The organism is Mycolicibacter heraklionensis, assembly GCF_019645815.1.
Taxonomy (GTDB): Bacteria; Actinomycetota; Actinomycetes; order Mycobacteriales; family Mycobacteriaceae; genus Mycobacterium; species Mycobacterium heraklionense.
In genome coordinates, this window is record NZ_CP080997.1 from 392,838 (window position 1) to 408,296 (window position 15,459).

Annotated in this window: 13 protein-coding genes and 1 tRNA gene; 10 read left to right on the forward strand and 4 right to left on the reverse strand. The window is 68.3% G+C overall.

The window, feature by feature from the left end; translation table 11 throughout:
• Window positions 1-15 precede the first annotated feature (15 nt).
• Both K3U94_RS01845 and K3U94_RS01850 read left to right on the forward strand, forming a co-directional pair.
• Window positions 16-1,560, forward strand: coding sequence for a PE-PPE domain-containing protein (locus K3U94_RS01845; protein WP_220695395.1), 1,545 nt, complete (start codon window positions 16-18; stop codon window positions 1,558-1,560).
• Between the two features lie 128 nt (window positions 1,561-1,688).
• Window positions 1,689-2,159, forward strand: coding sequence for an MTB12 C-terminal domain-containing protein (locus K3U94_RS01850; protein ID WP_220695396.1), 471 nt, complete (start codon window positions 1,689-1,691; stop codon window positions 2,157-2,159).
• A 22-nt stretch (window positions 2,160-2,181) separates the two neighbouring features.
• Here the strand turns inward: K3U94_RS01850 and K3U94_RS01855 are convergent.
• Window positions 2,182-2,255 (reverse strand) — tRNA-Gly (locus K3U94_RS01855).
• A gap of 180 nt (window positions 2,256-2,435) precedes the next feature.
• On the opposite strand from K3U94_RS01855, the gene dcd reads away from it, so the two are divergent.
• From dcd to rfbA, 6 genes are all read left to right on the forward strand, one after another.
• Window positions 2,436-3,008: a dCTP deaminase gene (dcd, locus tag K3U94_RS01860; RefSeq protein ID WP_024443368.1), complete on the forward strand. Its 573-nt coding sequence runs from the start codon at window positions 2,436-2,438 to the stop codon at window positions 3,006-3,008.
• Window positions 3,009-3,116: 108 nt separating this feature from the next.
• A complete protein-coding gene (locus K3U94_RS01865; RefSeq protein ID WP_230987352.1) occupies window positions 3,117-4,589 on the forward strand; it encodes a DUF7159 family protein in 1,473 nt (490 codons plus the stop codon).
• 67 nt (window positions 4,590-4,656) lie between these two features.
• Entirely contained in the window at window positions 4,657-6,426 is a 1,770-nt protein-coding gene (locus K3U94_RS01870; protein WP_220695397.1) for a DUF7159 family protein, read from the forward strand.
• A gap of 29 nt (window positions 6,427-6,455) precedes the next feature.
• On the forward strand, window positions 6,456-7,217 hold the full coding sequence (locus tag K3U94_RS01875) for a maleylpyruvate isomerase family mycothiol-dependent enzyme (RefSeq protein WP_220695398.1): 762 nt from the start codon (window positions 6,456-6,458) through the stop codon (window positions 7,215-7,217).
• Between the two features lie 22 nt (window positions 7,218-7,239).
• Window positions 7,240-7,602, forward strand: coding sequence for a nuclear transport factor 2 family protein (locus K3U94_RS01880; protein WP_220695399.1), 363 nt, complete (start codon window positions 7,240-7,242; stop codon window positions 7,600-7,602).
• 30 nt (window positions 7,603-7,632) lie between these two features.
• A complete protein-coding gene (rfbA, locus tag K3U94_RS01885) occupies window positions 7,633-8,499 on the forward strand; it encodes a glucose-1-phosphate thymidylyltransferase RfbA (protein ID WP_220695400.1) in 867 nt (288 codons plus the stop codon).
• Between the two features lie 7 nt (window positions 8,500-8,506).
• Here rfbA and K3U94_RS01890 read toward each other — a convergent pair whose 3' ends face one another.
• The gene (locus K3U94_RS01890) at window positions 8,507-9,142 is read right to left on the reverse strand and encodes a TetR/AcrR family transcriptional regulator (RefSeq protein WP_220695401.1); all 636 of its coding nucleotides are present in this window, start codon (window positions 9,140-9,142) and stop codon (window positions 8,507-8,509) included.
• 56 nt (window positions 9,143-9,198) lie between these two features.
• Between K3U94_RS01890 and K3U94_RS01895 the strand changes: the two genes are divergently transcribed.
• Complete coding sequence (locus tag K3U94_RS01895) at window positions 9,199-10,644, forward strand: carotenoid oxygenase family protein (protein ID WP_220695402.1); 1,446 nt, start codon at window positions 9,199-9,201, stop codon at window positions 10,642-10,644.
• A 9-nt stretch (window positions 10,645-10,653) separates the two neighbouring features.
• Window positions 10,654-11,103, forward strand: a complete 450-nt coding sequence (locus K3U94_RS01900; RefSeq protein WP_047320168.1) for a DUF1707 domain-containing protein — start codon at window positions 10,654-10,656, stop codon at window positions 11,101-11,103.
• A gap of 42 nt (window positions 11,104-11,145) precedes the next feature.
• On the opposite strand, the gene K3U94_RS01905 is transcribed toward K3U94_RS01900, so the two are convergent.
• Together K3U94_RS01905 and K3U94_RS01910 are read right to left on the reverse strand one after the other, a co-directional pair.
• Window positions 11,146-12,450, reverse strand: coding sequence for a pyridoxal phosphate-dependent aminotransferase (locus K3U94_RS01905; protein ID WP_220695403.1), 1,305 nt, complete (start codon window positions 12,448-12,450; stop codon window positions 11,146-11,148).
• Window positions 12,451-12,514: 64 nt separating this feature from the next.
• Window positions 12,515-15,361 (reverse strand): (Fe-S)-binding protein, encoded by a 2,847-nt coding sequence (locus K3U94_RS01910; protein WP_220695404.1) that lies wholly within the window; start codon window positions 15,359-15,361, stop codon window positions 12,515-12,517.
• Window positions 15,362-15,459: the final 98 nt, after the last annotated feature.

Sequence of the window (15,459 nt, forward strand, 5' to 3'; positions counted from 1 at the left end):
CCCAGAGGGGCCCACTTGAAGCACTCGTCCATCCAGTCATTGACCACCGTGCCGCTGGCCCTCGCCGGCGCAGCACTGCTGGTGTTGCCGCCGTCGGCGGTTTCGCCCGCGCTGCCGGAACCGGAGATCCTGTCGGCGGCGGTGCGCCTGCTGTCCGGGGAGTCGGCTTTCGCCCCGGTCGACAGCACGCCGGCGGCCGGGCAGGGGGTGGCGCTGATGATGGGCGGCAGCGGGGTGCCGTGGCCGGCGCCGGAACTGGTGCAATGGGCCTTCGAGCACTACTCCGAAGTCAACGGCGCGAACTTCGGCGACTATGTGCCGCTGCGGGTCTTCATTCCCAACGGCGGCGAGCCGGCGTTCGGCGGCATCCATGCCCTGCAGTACGACACCTCGGTGGCCCAAGGCGTAGAGGCGGTGGAGGCCCGGATCAACGAGGAATTGATGGCCGGGCACCCGGTAGTGGTCGGCGGCGTATCGCAGAGTTCGAACGTCGACTCCGTGGTGCTGCGCGACATCGCCGACGGCAGGTTCGTGCCTGACTACAGCAACGTGCCTGCGGGCACCACGCCGCTACAGTTTCTGCTCCTGGGTAACCCGAGCAACCCCAACGGCGGCTTCCTGGAGCGCTTCCACCTGCCCGAGGACCCAGCCGCGAGCGTCACCAGCGTCGGATTGACGTTCGACGGTGCGGCGGCCACCGACACCGGCATCCCCGTGACGAGCTACTGCCTGGAGTACGACCCAAACTGCGACTTCCCGGTCTACACCCAGAATCTGATCTCGAACCTCAACGCAATGGCCGGCTGGGCACTGGTCCACCCGTACTACATCGACGGAGTCGCCGGGCCGGGCCTGGGGGTGACCCCCGATCAGATCGCGAATGCGATCGAGTTGCAGACCAGCGAGGGCTACGACGGCGGCTCCACCTTCTACATGATGCCGTGGCAGGACCAGCTCCCGTTGGCGACCGTCATCCAGGCGATCGCCGGCAAGCCTCTTGCCGATCTGCTGGAACCCGACCTGCGGGTGCTCGCCAACCTGGGGTACGGCACCGACCCCTACACCGGCTGGTCGACGTCGCCGGCTGACGTTGCCACCACGCTGCAGGCGTCCCCGCACCTGACCGCCGAGGAGTTCAACACCATCCTCGGAGCGCTGTGGGACGGCGCCAAGGAAGGCTTCCACGACTTCACCAACGACCTGTTGCACCCCGCCGCCGACTCCGGCGGGCTGCTGTCGGGGCTGCTGGGCGGTGGCGGCGACATGGATGCGCCGCATTCGCTTGCCGAGATGGCCAACGGGTTCAGCAAGCTGCTGACCGACCTCTACTCCCTGGTACTGCCGGTCCAGGACATCGTCAACGCGCTGACGGTCGCGCTGCCGGCCCATGAGCTGACCGTGCTGACGAACTCGCTGATGGAAGGGCAGAGTCTCGGTGACGCGCTGTCATTGACCTCGGCGTTCGCCACCGGGCTGGAATCGCTGGCCGGAGGCTTCCTGGCGATCGTCGGCCTCAATGCCCTGCCGGACATTCAGGCCGACCTGGCCCAGATCTTCTAGGGCGGCTGGCGCGGCCTGGGCTGTCGGTGTCGGCGGTCCAGGCCGCTTCCTTTGCACTGCCAGGGTTTGGTCACCTGCCGTTGCAAAAGAAAAACATCGTTGACACATAACGAAGTTAGCTTTGCGCCATGAGAATCGCCGCGACCTCGGTATTGCTCGCTGCTGCGCTCGCGGGCGTGGCCACCCCCGCAACATCCTCTGCTTCCGAAGCTGTTCCGACTCCCGATGAGGTGCTGGCCGCGATGGCCGAGCTGACCAACCCGGACATCCCCGCGGTGAACAAGGGCAACGTCGTCACCCCCGGCTTCAGTCCCGAAGAAGCGCAGACGATCGATCAGCGTCTGCGCGAGACCCAAGAGGCCGGGCTTTTGCCCTACCAGTTCGTGGTGTCCGACATTCAGCCCGCGCCGGACGACTCCGCCGGGGCGACCGTCACCTCCGTGGGGGGCTTTCATGAAGAGAGCGCGCCCGAGGCCATCGTGCTGTCACAGCAGGGCGGGCGTTGGCTGATCACTCACGACACCGCCGTGACCGCCTTGGACCACTTCTGGCACAACGCCAACCGGCCGTTTGTGCCCATCGTGCCGTGGGTCAAGTGAGTTGGTTTTCGCTGGTCAAACGTGGAGCCGATGACGGGAATCGAACCCGCGTATTCAGCTTGGGAAGCTGATGTTCTGCCATTGAACTACATCGGCATGGTGCGCTAGCAGGCTAGCACCCGGGCGCCTCGCCGCTCCGCGAGTGTGCGGAATCGTTGGCCGAACGGCCGAAAATCCAACCAAACCGCACACTCGGCGACCATGACCTGGGGCCCAGCCATGACGCGGGGCCCGGTCATTCGACCGAACCCGCGAGTCTGCGGATACGCTCGTGCCGTGCTGCTCTCCGATCGCGATCTGCGGGCCGAAATCGCCGCTGGCCGGCTGGGCATCGACCCGTTCGACGACGCCCTGGTTCAGCCGTCCAGCGTGGATGTTCGCCTCGACAGCCTGTTTCGGGTGTTCAACAACACCCGCTACACCCACATCGACCCCGCTCAACAGCAAGACGAGCTGACCACGCTGGTCGAACCCAAACCCGGCGAGCCGTTCGTGCTGCATCCCGGCGAGTTCGTGCTGGGCTCCACGCTGGAGTGCTGCACCCTGCCGGAGGATCTGGCCGGCCGGCTGGAAGGCAAGTCGAGCCTGGGCCGGCTGGGCCTGCTGACCCACTCCACCGCGGGTTTCATCGATCCCGGCTTCTCCGGGCACATCACCTTGGAGCTGTCCAACGTGGCGAATCTGCCGATCACGTTGTGGCCGGGTATGAAGATAGGCCAGCTGTGTCTGCTGCGGTTGACGAGTCCGGCCGAGCACCCTTACGGCAGTACGCGCGTAGGGTCGAAATATCAGGGCCAGCGCGGGCCGACGCCGTCCCGCTCGTACCAGAACTTCATCAAGTCCGGTTAGCCCTTGGATCTGACGGCCGCCTCGCGGCTGCGATGAAGCCGGTATCGGCCAGCCCTGGTGGGGGTTCGGCCCACATACCTGGCCGATAGCAGTAGCAGGGGAGGTTTCGTGGAGATCGTTCTTGGGGTGTCGGTGGCGCCCTCGGCGGTCCGCATGGTGTTGGTGGAAGGCGAAAACGCCGACGGGGTCACCGTGGAGCACGACGACTTCGACGTCATCGACGGGGCTCAAACCGCCCCGGAGCGGGTGGTGTCGGCGATCCTGGGCACTCGCGAGGGAGCCCGCGAGGGCGGCTATCAGCTCAGCTCCACCGGCGTGACCTGGAGTAATCCGGACGACGCGACCGCGCTGCGCGAGGCGCTGGCCGGCCGCAAGGTCGAGAACGTGATGCTGGTGTCGGCGTTTCTTGCCGCCGCGGCGCTGGCCCAGTCGGTGGGCAGTGCGACGCGTTACGCCCGGACTGCTCTGCTGTTCGTCGAGCCCGAAGCGGCCACGCTGGCCGTCGTCAGCTCCGACGACGGCTCGATCAGCGAGATCCACCGCCAGCCGCTGTCGCCCGATGACGAGAGCGCGGTCGGCGAGATCACCGAGCTGGTCGCCGGCGCGCAACGACTGGAGTCGCAGCCCGACGGCCTGTTCGTGGTGGGCTCGGGCGTCAACGTGGCGATGATCAAGCCGGAGCTGGACAAAGCCACCCCACTGCCGGTCAGCGTGCCGGAGGAGCCGGATATGGCGTTGGCCCGCGGAGCGGCGCTGGCCAGTGCGCACGCCCCGCTGTTCACGTCCTCGACCCGGGCGCAGGCCTGGGCGCAGGACCCGGGCACCGGTGAACTGGACCCGGCGCTGGCCAGCGCCGGGTACGTCTACATCGCGCCCGACGGGGTGGACTACGAGGTGGACTACAACGTCACCGCCGACAACGAGCCGCTGGCTTACAGTGCGCTTCCGGACAGCGGCGTGGTTCTGGGCGGCGCGCTTGCCGATCTCGCCGAAGATCCCGAGCTCGTCGACTCCCGGTTGCTGGACTTCAGCACCGGAGTCCAGCCGCGGGAGCGCAAGCCGATGCTGGTCACCGGCGGGGTCGCGGCGCTGTTCGTGGTCGGAGTGCTCGCACTGGCGATCGCGTTGGCGGTGGGCATGCGGGCGGCCAACCAGCACCGGCCCGACGTGCGGGCCAACGTCGTCACCCATCAGGCACCGCCGCCGAAGGCGGCCGTACCGCCACCGGCACCGCCGCCGTCGGCGCCGCCGGTACCGGCCGCTGAGCCGGCACCGCCGAGAGCCCCAGCACCCGCCCCGGTGCCGGAGGCTCCGGCACCGGCGGCCCCACCGCCCCTGCCGGTGGCACCGCCCCCACCGCCTCCGGCGCTACCGCCCCCACCGCTTCCCAACCTGGGGATTCCGGGCCTGCCCGGCGGTCCGCCGCTCTTCGGACCGCCGCGGGGTGGTTGGGGCCGCGGCGACGACGACTGGGGACCCGGTGGTGGCCATGGCCGCGGCGGCGGGCATGGTGGCGGCCACGGTGGCGGACACGGCCGCGGTGGCGGCGGGTTCCCGTTCCTGCCGGGCCTTCATTTCTGAGTGGGGATTCACATCCAACAGTCGTAAGATGGGCTAATAATTCGCCGGCCCTAGTGGAGGAGGTGCGGTGGACATCGTTCTGGGGGTCTCGATGGCACCGCCATCGGTACGCATGGTCCTCGTCGAGGGAGAGCGCGCCGGTGGCGTGACCGTCGACGAAGACGGATTCGAGGTGGACGCCGATGAGACGGCGTTCCCCGAGCAGGTGGTGTCGGCCATCCTGGGCACCCAGGAAAGTGCCCGCGAGAGCGGGTACCGGCTGGCCTCGACCGGGGTGACCGTCGCCGATCAGCTGCAAGCAGGCCAGCTGCGCGACGCGCTGGCCGGTCACCGGGTCGAGAACGTGATGCTGGTGTCGGCCTTCTTGGCGGCGGCCGCCCTGGCGCAGACGGTGGGCGGGTCGGTCGGCTACGAGCGGACCGCCCTGATGTTCGTCGAGCCCGACGGAGCGACCCTGGCCGTCGTCGACTCGTCGGACGGCTCGATCGGCGAGGTGCAGCGGGTGGCGCTGCCGTCCGATGACGCCGCCGCGATGGGCGCGCTGACCCGGCTGGCCGCCCAGGCCGGCCGCCTGTCGTCGCGGCCCGACGGCTTGTTCGTGGTCGGTTCCGGAGTCAACGTCGGCATGGTCAAGCCCGAGCTGGACGCGGCCAGTGCCATCCCGGTCAGCGTGCCCGAGGAGCCCGAGACCGCCCTGGCGCGGGGCGCGGCGCTGGCCAGTGCGCACGCGCCGCTGTTCGACTCCTCGACGTCGGCACTGGCGTGGGCACGCGACCCGGGCACCGGTGTGATCGACCCGGATCTGGTCGCGCTCGGCTACTCCTATCAGGCCGACTATGACGCCACCATGGGCGAGTACGCGCTGGCCTACAGCGCGGTTCCCGACGACTCCGCCGACAGCGGCTACCTGAACCTGGTCGACGCGGACGGCTTTGACGGCACCGTCATCGAGGAAGACGACGGCTACCCGCCGAGTTCCGGTGTGGACCTGTTCGACGACAGCAAGCCCCTTCGGCGCCGCAGCCCCTTCCTGCTGGCCGGCAGCGGCCTGGCGGCGTTCTTCGTCGTCGGGGTCTCCAGCTTGGTGGTGGCGCTGGCCGTCAGCATCCGGCCCACCGCCGCAGATCACCCGCCGCCCACCGGGCACATCGTGGTGCCCACTCAGCAGGCGCCGGCCCCGGCGCCCGCCCCCGAGGCGGCGCCGCAGCCGGCCCCCGCGCCGCCGCCGGCGGCCCAGGTCCCGGTAGCCAGGCCGGCGCCGGCCGCGCCTGCTCCCGCGCCGGCACCCGCGGCCCCGGCTCCCGCCCCGGCAGCTCCCGCTCCCGCGCCGACGGCCCCGGCACCGATACCAGTGCCGGTGCCGATCCGTGTGCCGGCGCCGGTCGAAGTGCCAGCCCCGGCCGCACCGGTCCCCGCGGCTCCGGCACCCGCACCGCCAATCCAGCAACCCCAGCTGCCGCCGATCTTGCGGCCGCCTGCCCAGAATCCGTCCAACAACGGTGGTAACCCCTCGTGGCTGCCGGGCAACAACGGGGGCGGTAACAACGGCGGGAACCCGTCCTGGCTGCCGGGTAACAACAACGGCGGCGGGAACAAGGGCGGCAACCCGTCCTGGCTGCCCGACAACGATGGCGGCGGCAAGAAGGGTGGCAACCCGTCACCATGGCTGCCCGGCGTCGGCGGCAACAACGGCGGCGGGAACCCGTGGTTCCCGGGCCTCGGCGGAGGCGGCGGGCGTGGCGGCAGTTCCTGGTTCCCGGGCCTCGGCGGCGGTGGTGGCGGCGGCCATAGCGGTGGCGGTGGCGGCGGCGGCCATGGTGGCGGCTGGCCCTTCTGAGCCGGCACACAATCCACTAGCCTGACGGCGTGGACTACGCCGCAGCACTGCTCGATGAGACGCGCGCGTTCGGGGAGCTGATCCGCACCGGGAATCCCGAGTTGGCGGTCCCCACCTGCCCGGAGTGGAACCTCACTCAACTGTTTCGGCACTTCGGGCGCGGAAACCGTTGGGCCGCACAGATCATCGCCGACCGTATGGACGGCCCGCTGGATCCGCGCGATGTCGTCGACGGCAAGCCGCCCGCCGAGCCGGACGCAGCCATCGAGTGGCTGCACGACGGGGCTCAGCGGGTGTTGGATGCGGTCGCGCAGAGTGGGCCGGACACGCCGGCGTGGACGTTCATGGGACCTCGTCCGGCCTCGTGGTGGGTGCGCCGCCGGTTGCACGAGGCGACCGTGCACCGCGCCGATGCCGTGCTGGCGCTCGGCGGTGACTTCAGCCTGTCACCGGAGTTGGCCGCCGACGGGATCAGTGAGTTGCTGGACCTGATTCCCGCACTCGTAGCGCGCAACGGACAAGTGTTGCCGCTGGCCGAGGGCCACAGCGTGCACCTGCATGCCACCGACGACGGCCTCGGCTCGGCAGGGGAGTGGACCATCAGCCGTCCGGCCGGTGCCGACACGGTGAGCTGGTCACATGAGCACGGCAAAGGCTCAGTGGCCCTGCGCGGTTCGGCCCGCGACCTGTTGCTGGCGGTGATGCGCCGCGTGCCGGTGGCCGACACCGACATCGCGGTCTTCGGCGATGCCGCGGTGTGGCAGAACTGGGTCGACCACACCGCCTTCTGATCGGGCGGTAGTTTTGGCGACCATGAGCACATCGGAGATCGCAACGGTCCTCGCCTGGCACGACGCCCTGGCTGCCGGTGATCTGGACACCCTGGAACAGCTGTCCAGCGACGATATCGAGGTGGCTGACGCCGACGGGGCGGGGCAGGGCCATCAGGCTTTGCGGCGGTGGGCCGCGTCGGTAGCGGTGAGCGGCGGACTCGGCCGGATGTATGTGCACGACGGTGTGGTGGTGGCCGAACTGGCCCCCGCGGAACCGGGGGCAGCAGCCCAGGCGGTCGCCTTCCGGGTGGTGCACGACCGCGTCACCGCGGTATTCCGCCACGACGATCTGGACGACGCCTTGGCCGCCACGGACCTCACCGAAGCCGATCGGGTCGACTAGCACGCGATCGCCGCGGCTAGGCTAAGCGGCATGCGCGGGATCATCCTGGCCGGTGGCTCCGGTACCCGCCTGCATCCGATCACCATGGGCGTCAGCAAACAGCTGCTGCCGGTCTACGACAAGCCGCTGGTCTACTACCCGCTGTGCACCCTGATGCTGGCGGGCATCCGGGACATCCAGGTGATCACCACCGGCCACGACGCGCCCGCCTTCCAGCGACTGCTGGGGGACGGCGGCGCATTCGGGGTCGACATCAGCTACGCCATCCAGGAGCAGCCCGACGGACTGGCACGGGCGTTCGTGATCGGCGCCGACCACATCGGCACCGACTCTGTCGCCCTGGTGCTGGGAGACAACATCTTCTACGGCGCCGGTTTGGGAACCAGTCTGCGCCGTCACCAGTCCCTTTCCGGCGCGGTCATTTTCGCGTACTGGATGGCGGACCCGTCGGCCTACGGTGTAGTCGAGTTCGACGTGAACGGGTCAGCGGTGTCGGTGGTGGAGAAGCCGACCGCGCCCACCTCCCACTACGCGGTACCCGGGCTGTATTTCTACGACAATGACGTCGTCGAGATCGCCAGGGGCTTAAAGCCTTCCGCGCGCGGCGAGTACGAGATCACCGACATCAACCAGACCTACCTCGACCAGGGCCGGCTGACGGTCGAGACGCTGGCCCGCGGCACCGCGTGGCTGGACACCGGGACCTTCGACTCGCTGCTGGACGCCGGCGATTACGTCCGCACCGTCGAGCGCCGTCAGGGCCTCAAGATCGGCGTGCCCGAAGAGGTGGCCTGGCGGATGGGGTTCATCGACGACGACGCACTCGCCGCTCGTGCCGCGGCGCTATGCAAGTCCGGCTACGGCGACTACCTGATGGGGTTGTTGGATCGTCGGTGACGGGTGCTCACACCCGAACCGCGTCGGTCGCCCGTCGCAGCGACAGCTCGGCGTTTTCCCGGCTGTCGCCCATCCCCACGAACATGTCGACCGTCATCGGGCCGAGGATGTGGGTCAGGGCGCGGCCGTCCTGCTCGAAGGTGCCGACCAGTTCCAGGAGCACCACACCGTGGATCATGCTCCAGATTCGCCCGGCCAATTCGACGGTGTCGTCCTCGCGGATCCGGCCGGTGGCGATGATCCGCTCGACGGCGGCGACGAGTTGGTCGAAGGTCGCCGTCGCCACCGGCGTCTCGGGTACGTGGAATTTCTGCGGCGCGGCGAGCCCGAACATCAGCCGATAGCGCTGCGGGCTGGCCAACGCGAACTCCCGGTAGGCGTAGCCCATGGAGAAGAAGTCGGCCATCGGATCGTCGGTCCTGGGTGCGGATGCCAGCGCGGCGCCGAAACGCTCGAACGCTGCCGAAACGATCGCCTCCAGCAGCCCGTTCATCCCGCCGAAGTGGGTGTAGACGGCCATGGTGGAGGCGCCTATCTCGGCGGCGACTTTCCGAGCCTGCAATGCCTCGGGGCCTTCGCTGTCCAGTAGTCGGGTACCGGCCTCGATCAGCCGATCACGCGGATTCGAACTCACCCTTGCCATGATGTCATAACAGTGTTATACATGTCCATAACGTTGTTATGGACAGGAGGCGTCCGATGACCAACCCCTACCTTCAGGGCGGATTCGCGCCGATCGCACAGGAGTACACCCTCACCGAGCTGACGGTGACCGGGACCATCCCGGACTACCTGGACGGGCGCTACCTGCGTAACGGGCCCAACCCGGTCGGCGAAATCGATCCCGCGTTCTATCACTGGTTCATCGGTGACGGCATGGTCCACGGACTGCGCCTGCGCGACGGCAAGGCCGAGTGGTACCGCAACCGCTACGTACGCGGCCCGCAGACCGCCGCCGCGCTCGGCGAGACGCCGCCACCCGGTCGGCGTACCGGGCCGTCCGGGATCGGCGCCAACACCAACGTGATCGGCCACGCCGGGCGCACCCTCGCGCTGATCGAGGGCGGCATCTCCTGCTACGAGCTGACCGACGAGCTGGACACCGTCGGCACCTGCGACTTCGACGGCACGTTGTCGGGCGGATACACCGCGCACCCCAAACGTGACCCCAATACCGGTGAGCTGCATGCCGTTTCGTACGCGTTCAACCGCGGCAACAGCGTTCAGTACTCGGTGATCGGCACCGACGGCCGGGCACGGCGCACCGTGGATATCGAAGTCACCGGTTCGCCGATGATGCACGACTTCTCGCTCACCGAGAACCATGTCGTTTTCTATGACCTGCCGGTCACGTTCGACACCCGCCAAGTGGCACAGGGTGCGGCGCCGCCCGGCCTGCGGCTACCGGTACGGCTGATCATGTCGGCGCTGATCGGACGGGTGCGCATCCCGGACCCGATTATGGCCCGGCTGCCGATGCCCAAGAGCAGCGTGCGCACCATGCCGTATCGGTGGAACCCGAAATACCCTGCGCGGGTGGGTGTCATGCCGCGTGACGGAGGAAACGGCGACGTCCGGTGGTTCGAGGTAGAGCCCTGCTACGTCTTCCATCCGATGAATGCCTACGACGAGGGTGACACCGTCGTGCTCGACGTGGTCCGGCATCCGAAGATGTTCGACACCGAGATGCGTGGCCCCGCCGAGGGGCTGCCCACGCTGGAACGGTGGACCGTCGACCTGGCCGACGGCAAGGTTCGCGAATCTCGGGTGGACGACCGTGGCCAGGAGTTTCCCCGCGTCGACGAACGACTGGTCGGCAAGCGGCACCGGTTCGGCTATTCGGTGAGTATCGGCAACGGTGTGGTGCCGGACGCGACCCTGCTCAAGCACGACCTTGTCGGCGGGTCGACAGCGACACGGTCTTTCGGTGATGGAAAACAGTTGGGTGAGTTCGTCTTCCATCCGACCACGGCGGACGCGGCCGAAGACGACGGCGTGTTGATGGGCTTCGTCTATGACAGCACGACCGACACCAGCGAGCTGGCGATCCTGGACGCGGCCACGTTGGAAGACCTCGCGGCCATCCACCTGCCGCACCGTGTTCCCGCCGGATTTCACGGCAACTGGGTGCCGACCGGGCAATAGGGGTGCGACATGACCACGGATTCTGCTGTACGAGTGGGTGATCCGGAGCGAGAGCGTACCGCCGACCAGCTCGGGCAGGCGTTCAGTCAGGGCTACCTGTCGATGGAGGAGTACGAGACCCGACTGGGCCGGGCATTTGCGGCGCAGACCGCCGGAGCGCTCCGTGAGCTGGCCGCCGATCTGCCTGTCGCGCAGATCAGCCGGCGAGACCCGCGTCGTCGTGCGCAGCGCAGCGCTGCCGCCCGGCGCGGCGTGCGGATTCACCTGGGCGCTTATCTGGCGGTGTCGGCGCTGATGGTCGGGATCTGGCTGGTGACCGCGGTGTCCGTGGGGCAGTGGTATTTCTGGCCGGTCTGGCCCATCCTCGGCTGGGGCATCGGCATTGTCGCGCACGCGATCCCGGTGGGGGCGTGTGCGAGCCGTCGAGTGGGAATATGGCGACGCGACACGCCGCTGTGACGTCGTGAGATTCCCTGTGGACGGGGAAGGCTCGCCGAAGGACTAGGGCCGGTAGCTGACCAGGAAGTTGCCCAGGCGCTCGATGGCGCTGGACAGGTCGCGGGCCCACGGCAGGGTCACGATGCGCAGGTGGTCCGGCGCCGGCCAGTTGAACCCGGTGCCCTGGGTGACCAGGATCTTCTCCTGCAGCAACAGGTCCAGCACCAGTTGCTCGTCGTTGTCGATCGGGTAGACCTCGGGGTCTAGCCGGGGGAACGCGTAGAGCGCGCCTCGGGGCTTCACGCAGGAGACGCCCGGAATCTCGTTGAGCTTGCTCCAGGCGACGTCACGTTGTTCGAGCAGCCGCCCACCCGGCAGCACCAGGTCATCGATGCTCTGGTGGCCGCCCAACGCCACCTGAATGGCATGCTGGGCAGGCACATTCGGGCACAGCCGCATGTTGGCCAGCAGGTTGATGCCCTCCAGGAAGCTGGTCGCGTGTTCCTTGGGGCCGGTGATCGCCAGCCAACCGGAGCGGTAGCCGGCCACCCGGTAGGCCTTCGACAGACCATTGAAGGTCAAACACAACAGATCCGGCGCCAGGGTGGCCAGGCTGGTGTGCTCGGCGTCGTCATAGAGGATCTTGTCGTAGATCTCGTCGGCGAGCAGCAACAGCTGGTGCTTGCGGGCCAATTCGGCGATCTGGCTGAGCACCTCGCGGCTGTAGACCGCCCCGGTCGGGTTGTTCGGGTTGATCACCACCAGCGCCTTGGTGCGTTCGGTGATCTTCGACTCCATGTCGGCGATGTCCGGCTGCCAGTCCTGGGTTTCGTCGCACAGATAGTGCACCGGAGTGCCACCGGCCAACGACGTCGACGCCGTCCACAGCGGGTAGTCCGGGGCCGGGATCAAGACCTGGTCGCCGTTGTCCAACAGTGCCTGCAACACCAGCGAGATCAGCTCGGATACGCCGTTACCGAGGTAGACGTCGTCGACGTCGAAGCGGGGGAAGCCCTCGACCAGCTCGTAGCGGGTGACCACCGCGCGGCGCGCCGGCAGGATGCCCTGGGAGTCCGAGTAGCCCTGCGCGTACGGCAGCGCCTGGATCATGTCCCGCATGATCACGTCGGGCGCGTCGAACCCGAACGGCGCCGGGTTGCCGATGTTGAGCTTGAGGATCCGGTGCCCCTCGGCCTCCATCCGGGCCGCCTGGGCGTGGATCGGACCGCGGATCTCGTACAGGACGTCCTGCAGCTTGGTCGATTGCGCGAACGTACGCTGCCGTGGCTGACTGCCGGTGGCAGGCCAGGGCATCTGATGCGGCAACGGATGAGCGGTCACGTCGACAATGGTCCCATAGCTGTCCAATCAAAATTTGCCCGAGAAACAAGTTGGGGCCGTATATGCACCTATACGGCCCCAACCTGTTATCTCAGCGTTTGCCCGGCGGCCGCGCTCCGCGCTGGATGCCCAGCCCCTTCACCGGCGGCTGTTCCTTCGGGGCCTCCGCTTTGGGGGCCTCGATCGGGGCAGCCTCCGCAGTCGCCTCGGGCTCGGTGGCGGTCGATGCCGGCTCAGCGGCGGCGGCCACCGGTTCCGCAGCTGCCGGGGCAGCAGGAGCGGCCTTCTTGGCGCCGGGCCGACGGGCGCCCGCGGCCATACCCAGACCCTTGACGGGTGCCGCCGGGGCCGCCGGTGCTGCGGGCGCCGCCGGTGCGGCGGGCTCGGCAGCGGTGGTCGCTTCCGGAGCCGCAGCCGCCGCCGGAGCTGCCTTCTTGGCGCCCGGGCGCTTGGCGCCGCCGGCGATCCCGAGCCCCTTCACCGGGGCTGCGGGTGCCGCAGGGGCGGCAGTGCCGGCCTCGGCAGCGGGGGCCTCGGCGGCCGGAGCAGCGGCCGGGGCCGCCTTCTTGGCACCCGGGCGCTTGGCGCCGCCGGCCATCCCCAGGCCCTTGACCGGGGCCGCGGCCTTGGCCTCGGCAGCCGGCTTCTCCACCGTCGCGGTGGCCACGGCAGCCGGCGCCGGTGCCTTCTCCTCGACCTTCTTCGGGCCGGCCTTGGCGGCGGCCTCGGCAGCGGTGCCCTTGGCCGGCAACGTCACCGTGGACATGTCCAGGGACTCCAGCAGCAGCTGGGCGATGTCACGCACGTCCACGCCGGAACGCCCGGAGGCTTCGATGCGGTCATCGACGCCGTCGCTGACCATCACCCGGCAGAACGGGCAGCCGGTGGCGATGGTGGTGGCACCGGTGGCCAGCGCCTCGTCGACGCGGTCGTGGTTCACCCGCTTGCCGATGTGCTCTTCCATCCACATCCGGGCGCCGCCGGCGCCGCAGCAGAACGAGCGGTCCTTGTTTCGGGGCATCTCGACCAGGTTGGCTCCCGACGCCTCGACCAGCTCACGAGGCGGCTCGTAGACCTTGTTGTGGCGGCCCAGGAAGCACGGGTCGTGGTAGGTGACCTCCCGTGACACCGGAGCCACCGGAATCAGTCTCTTGTCCCGGACCAGTCGGTTGAGCACCTGGGTGTGGTGCAGCACGGTGTATTCGCTGCCCAGCTGCGGGTATTCGCGAGAGATCGTGTTGAAGCAGTGCGGGCAGCTCGCGATGATCTTGCGGTCGGGCCTGTCCAGACCGTCGAACACCTCGTTGAGCATCTCGACGTTCTGCGAGGCCAACTGCTGGAACAGGAACTCGTTGCCGGCACGCCGGGCCGGGTCACCGGTGCAGGTCTCCCCGGTGCCCAGCACCAGGAATTTCACGCCGGCAGCGGCCAGCAGCTCGGCGGTCGCCTTGGTGGTCTTCTTGGCGCGGTCCTCATAGGCCCCAGCGCAGCCCACCCAGAACAGGTACTCGAACCCGTCGAAGCTGTCGACGTCCTGACCGTAGACCGGGATGTCGAAGTTGAGCTCATCGATCCAGGAGGTGCGCTCCTTGGCGTTCTGCCCCCACGGGTTGCCCTTGTTCTCCAGGTTCTTGAACAGCACACCCAACTCGGAGGGGAACTCCGACTCCACCAGCACCTGGTAGCGGCGCATGTCGACGATGTGGTCGATGTGCTCGATGTCCACCGGGCACTGCTCGACGCAGGCGCCGCAGTTGGTGCACGACCACAGCACGTCGGGGTCGATCACGCCGCCTTCTTCGGCGGTGCCCACCAGCGGGCGGACGGCCTGCGCCGGGCCGGAGCCGCCGATGCGCTCGAAGCCCTTCTCCGGCACGTGGTGGCCGGGCAGCGGCTTGGCGTCGGCCAGGTCGACCTCACCGGTCGGCATCGGCTTGTCGCCAAGCAGGTAGGGGGCCTTGGCCATCCAGTGGTCGCGCAAGTCCATGATGACGAGCTTGGGGCTCAGCGGCTTGCCGGTGTTCCACGCGGGACACTGCGACTGGCAGCGGCCACACTCGGTACAGGTGGCGAAGTCGAGCATGCCCTTCCAGGTGAAGTCCTCGATCTTGCCGCGGCCGAACACCGCGTCTTCCGGCGGGTTGTCGAAGTCCAGGGGCTCGCCCTGGTACTCGATCGGCAGCAGCGGGCCCAGGGCGTTGGGCAGTCGCTTGAAGGTGACGTTGATCGGGGCCAAGAAGATGTGCAGGTGCTTGGAGTTCAGCACGATCAGCAGGAAGCCCAGCGCCACCGCAACGTGCAGCAGCAGCGCGGCGGTTTCGATGTTCTCGTTGGCAGCGAGCCCCAGCGGCGCCATGAGCTTGCCCATGAGATGCGACAGGTAGGCGCCCTTGCCGTAGGGCAGGGTGCCGGTGTTGACCGCGGCGCCGCGCAGCAGCAGGAAGGTCCAGACCACGTTGAGGATCATCACGAGGATCAGCCAGGCGCCGCCGTTGTGCGAGCCGTAGAACCGCGACGACCGGCCGTGCTCGGTCGGGTTACGCAGGACCCGGATGACCATGAACACGAAGATCGACAGGGTGACCGCGGTGATGAAGAAGTCCTGCATGAAGCCCAGGACGTCCCAGCGGCCGACGATCGGGATGGCGAAGTGCGGGTTGAACATCTGGCCGTAGGCCTCGATGTACACCGTGATCAGCACGAAGAACGCCCACATGGTGAAGAAGTGCGCGATCCCGGGGATGTTCCACTTCAGCAGCTTGGCCTGGCCGGCGACCTCACGGATCTGGGTCTCGATCCGGGACTTGATGTCGTTCGTCCGCTCGGCGCCGACCTTCTGACCGGACATGACCAGTCGGAAGAGCCAGAACACCCGGCGGGCGGCCAGCATGCCAACAAGTGCTGTCATGGACAGGCCGACCACCAGCCTGATCAGCATCTGGGTATTTTCGGTCACGGAGAGCCTCTCCCATCCACAAGTTACCGATCAGTAACTTAGCTATGGTTACTGATGGGTAACTTACGCCAATCTTGCGC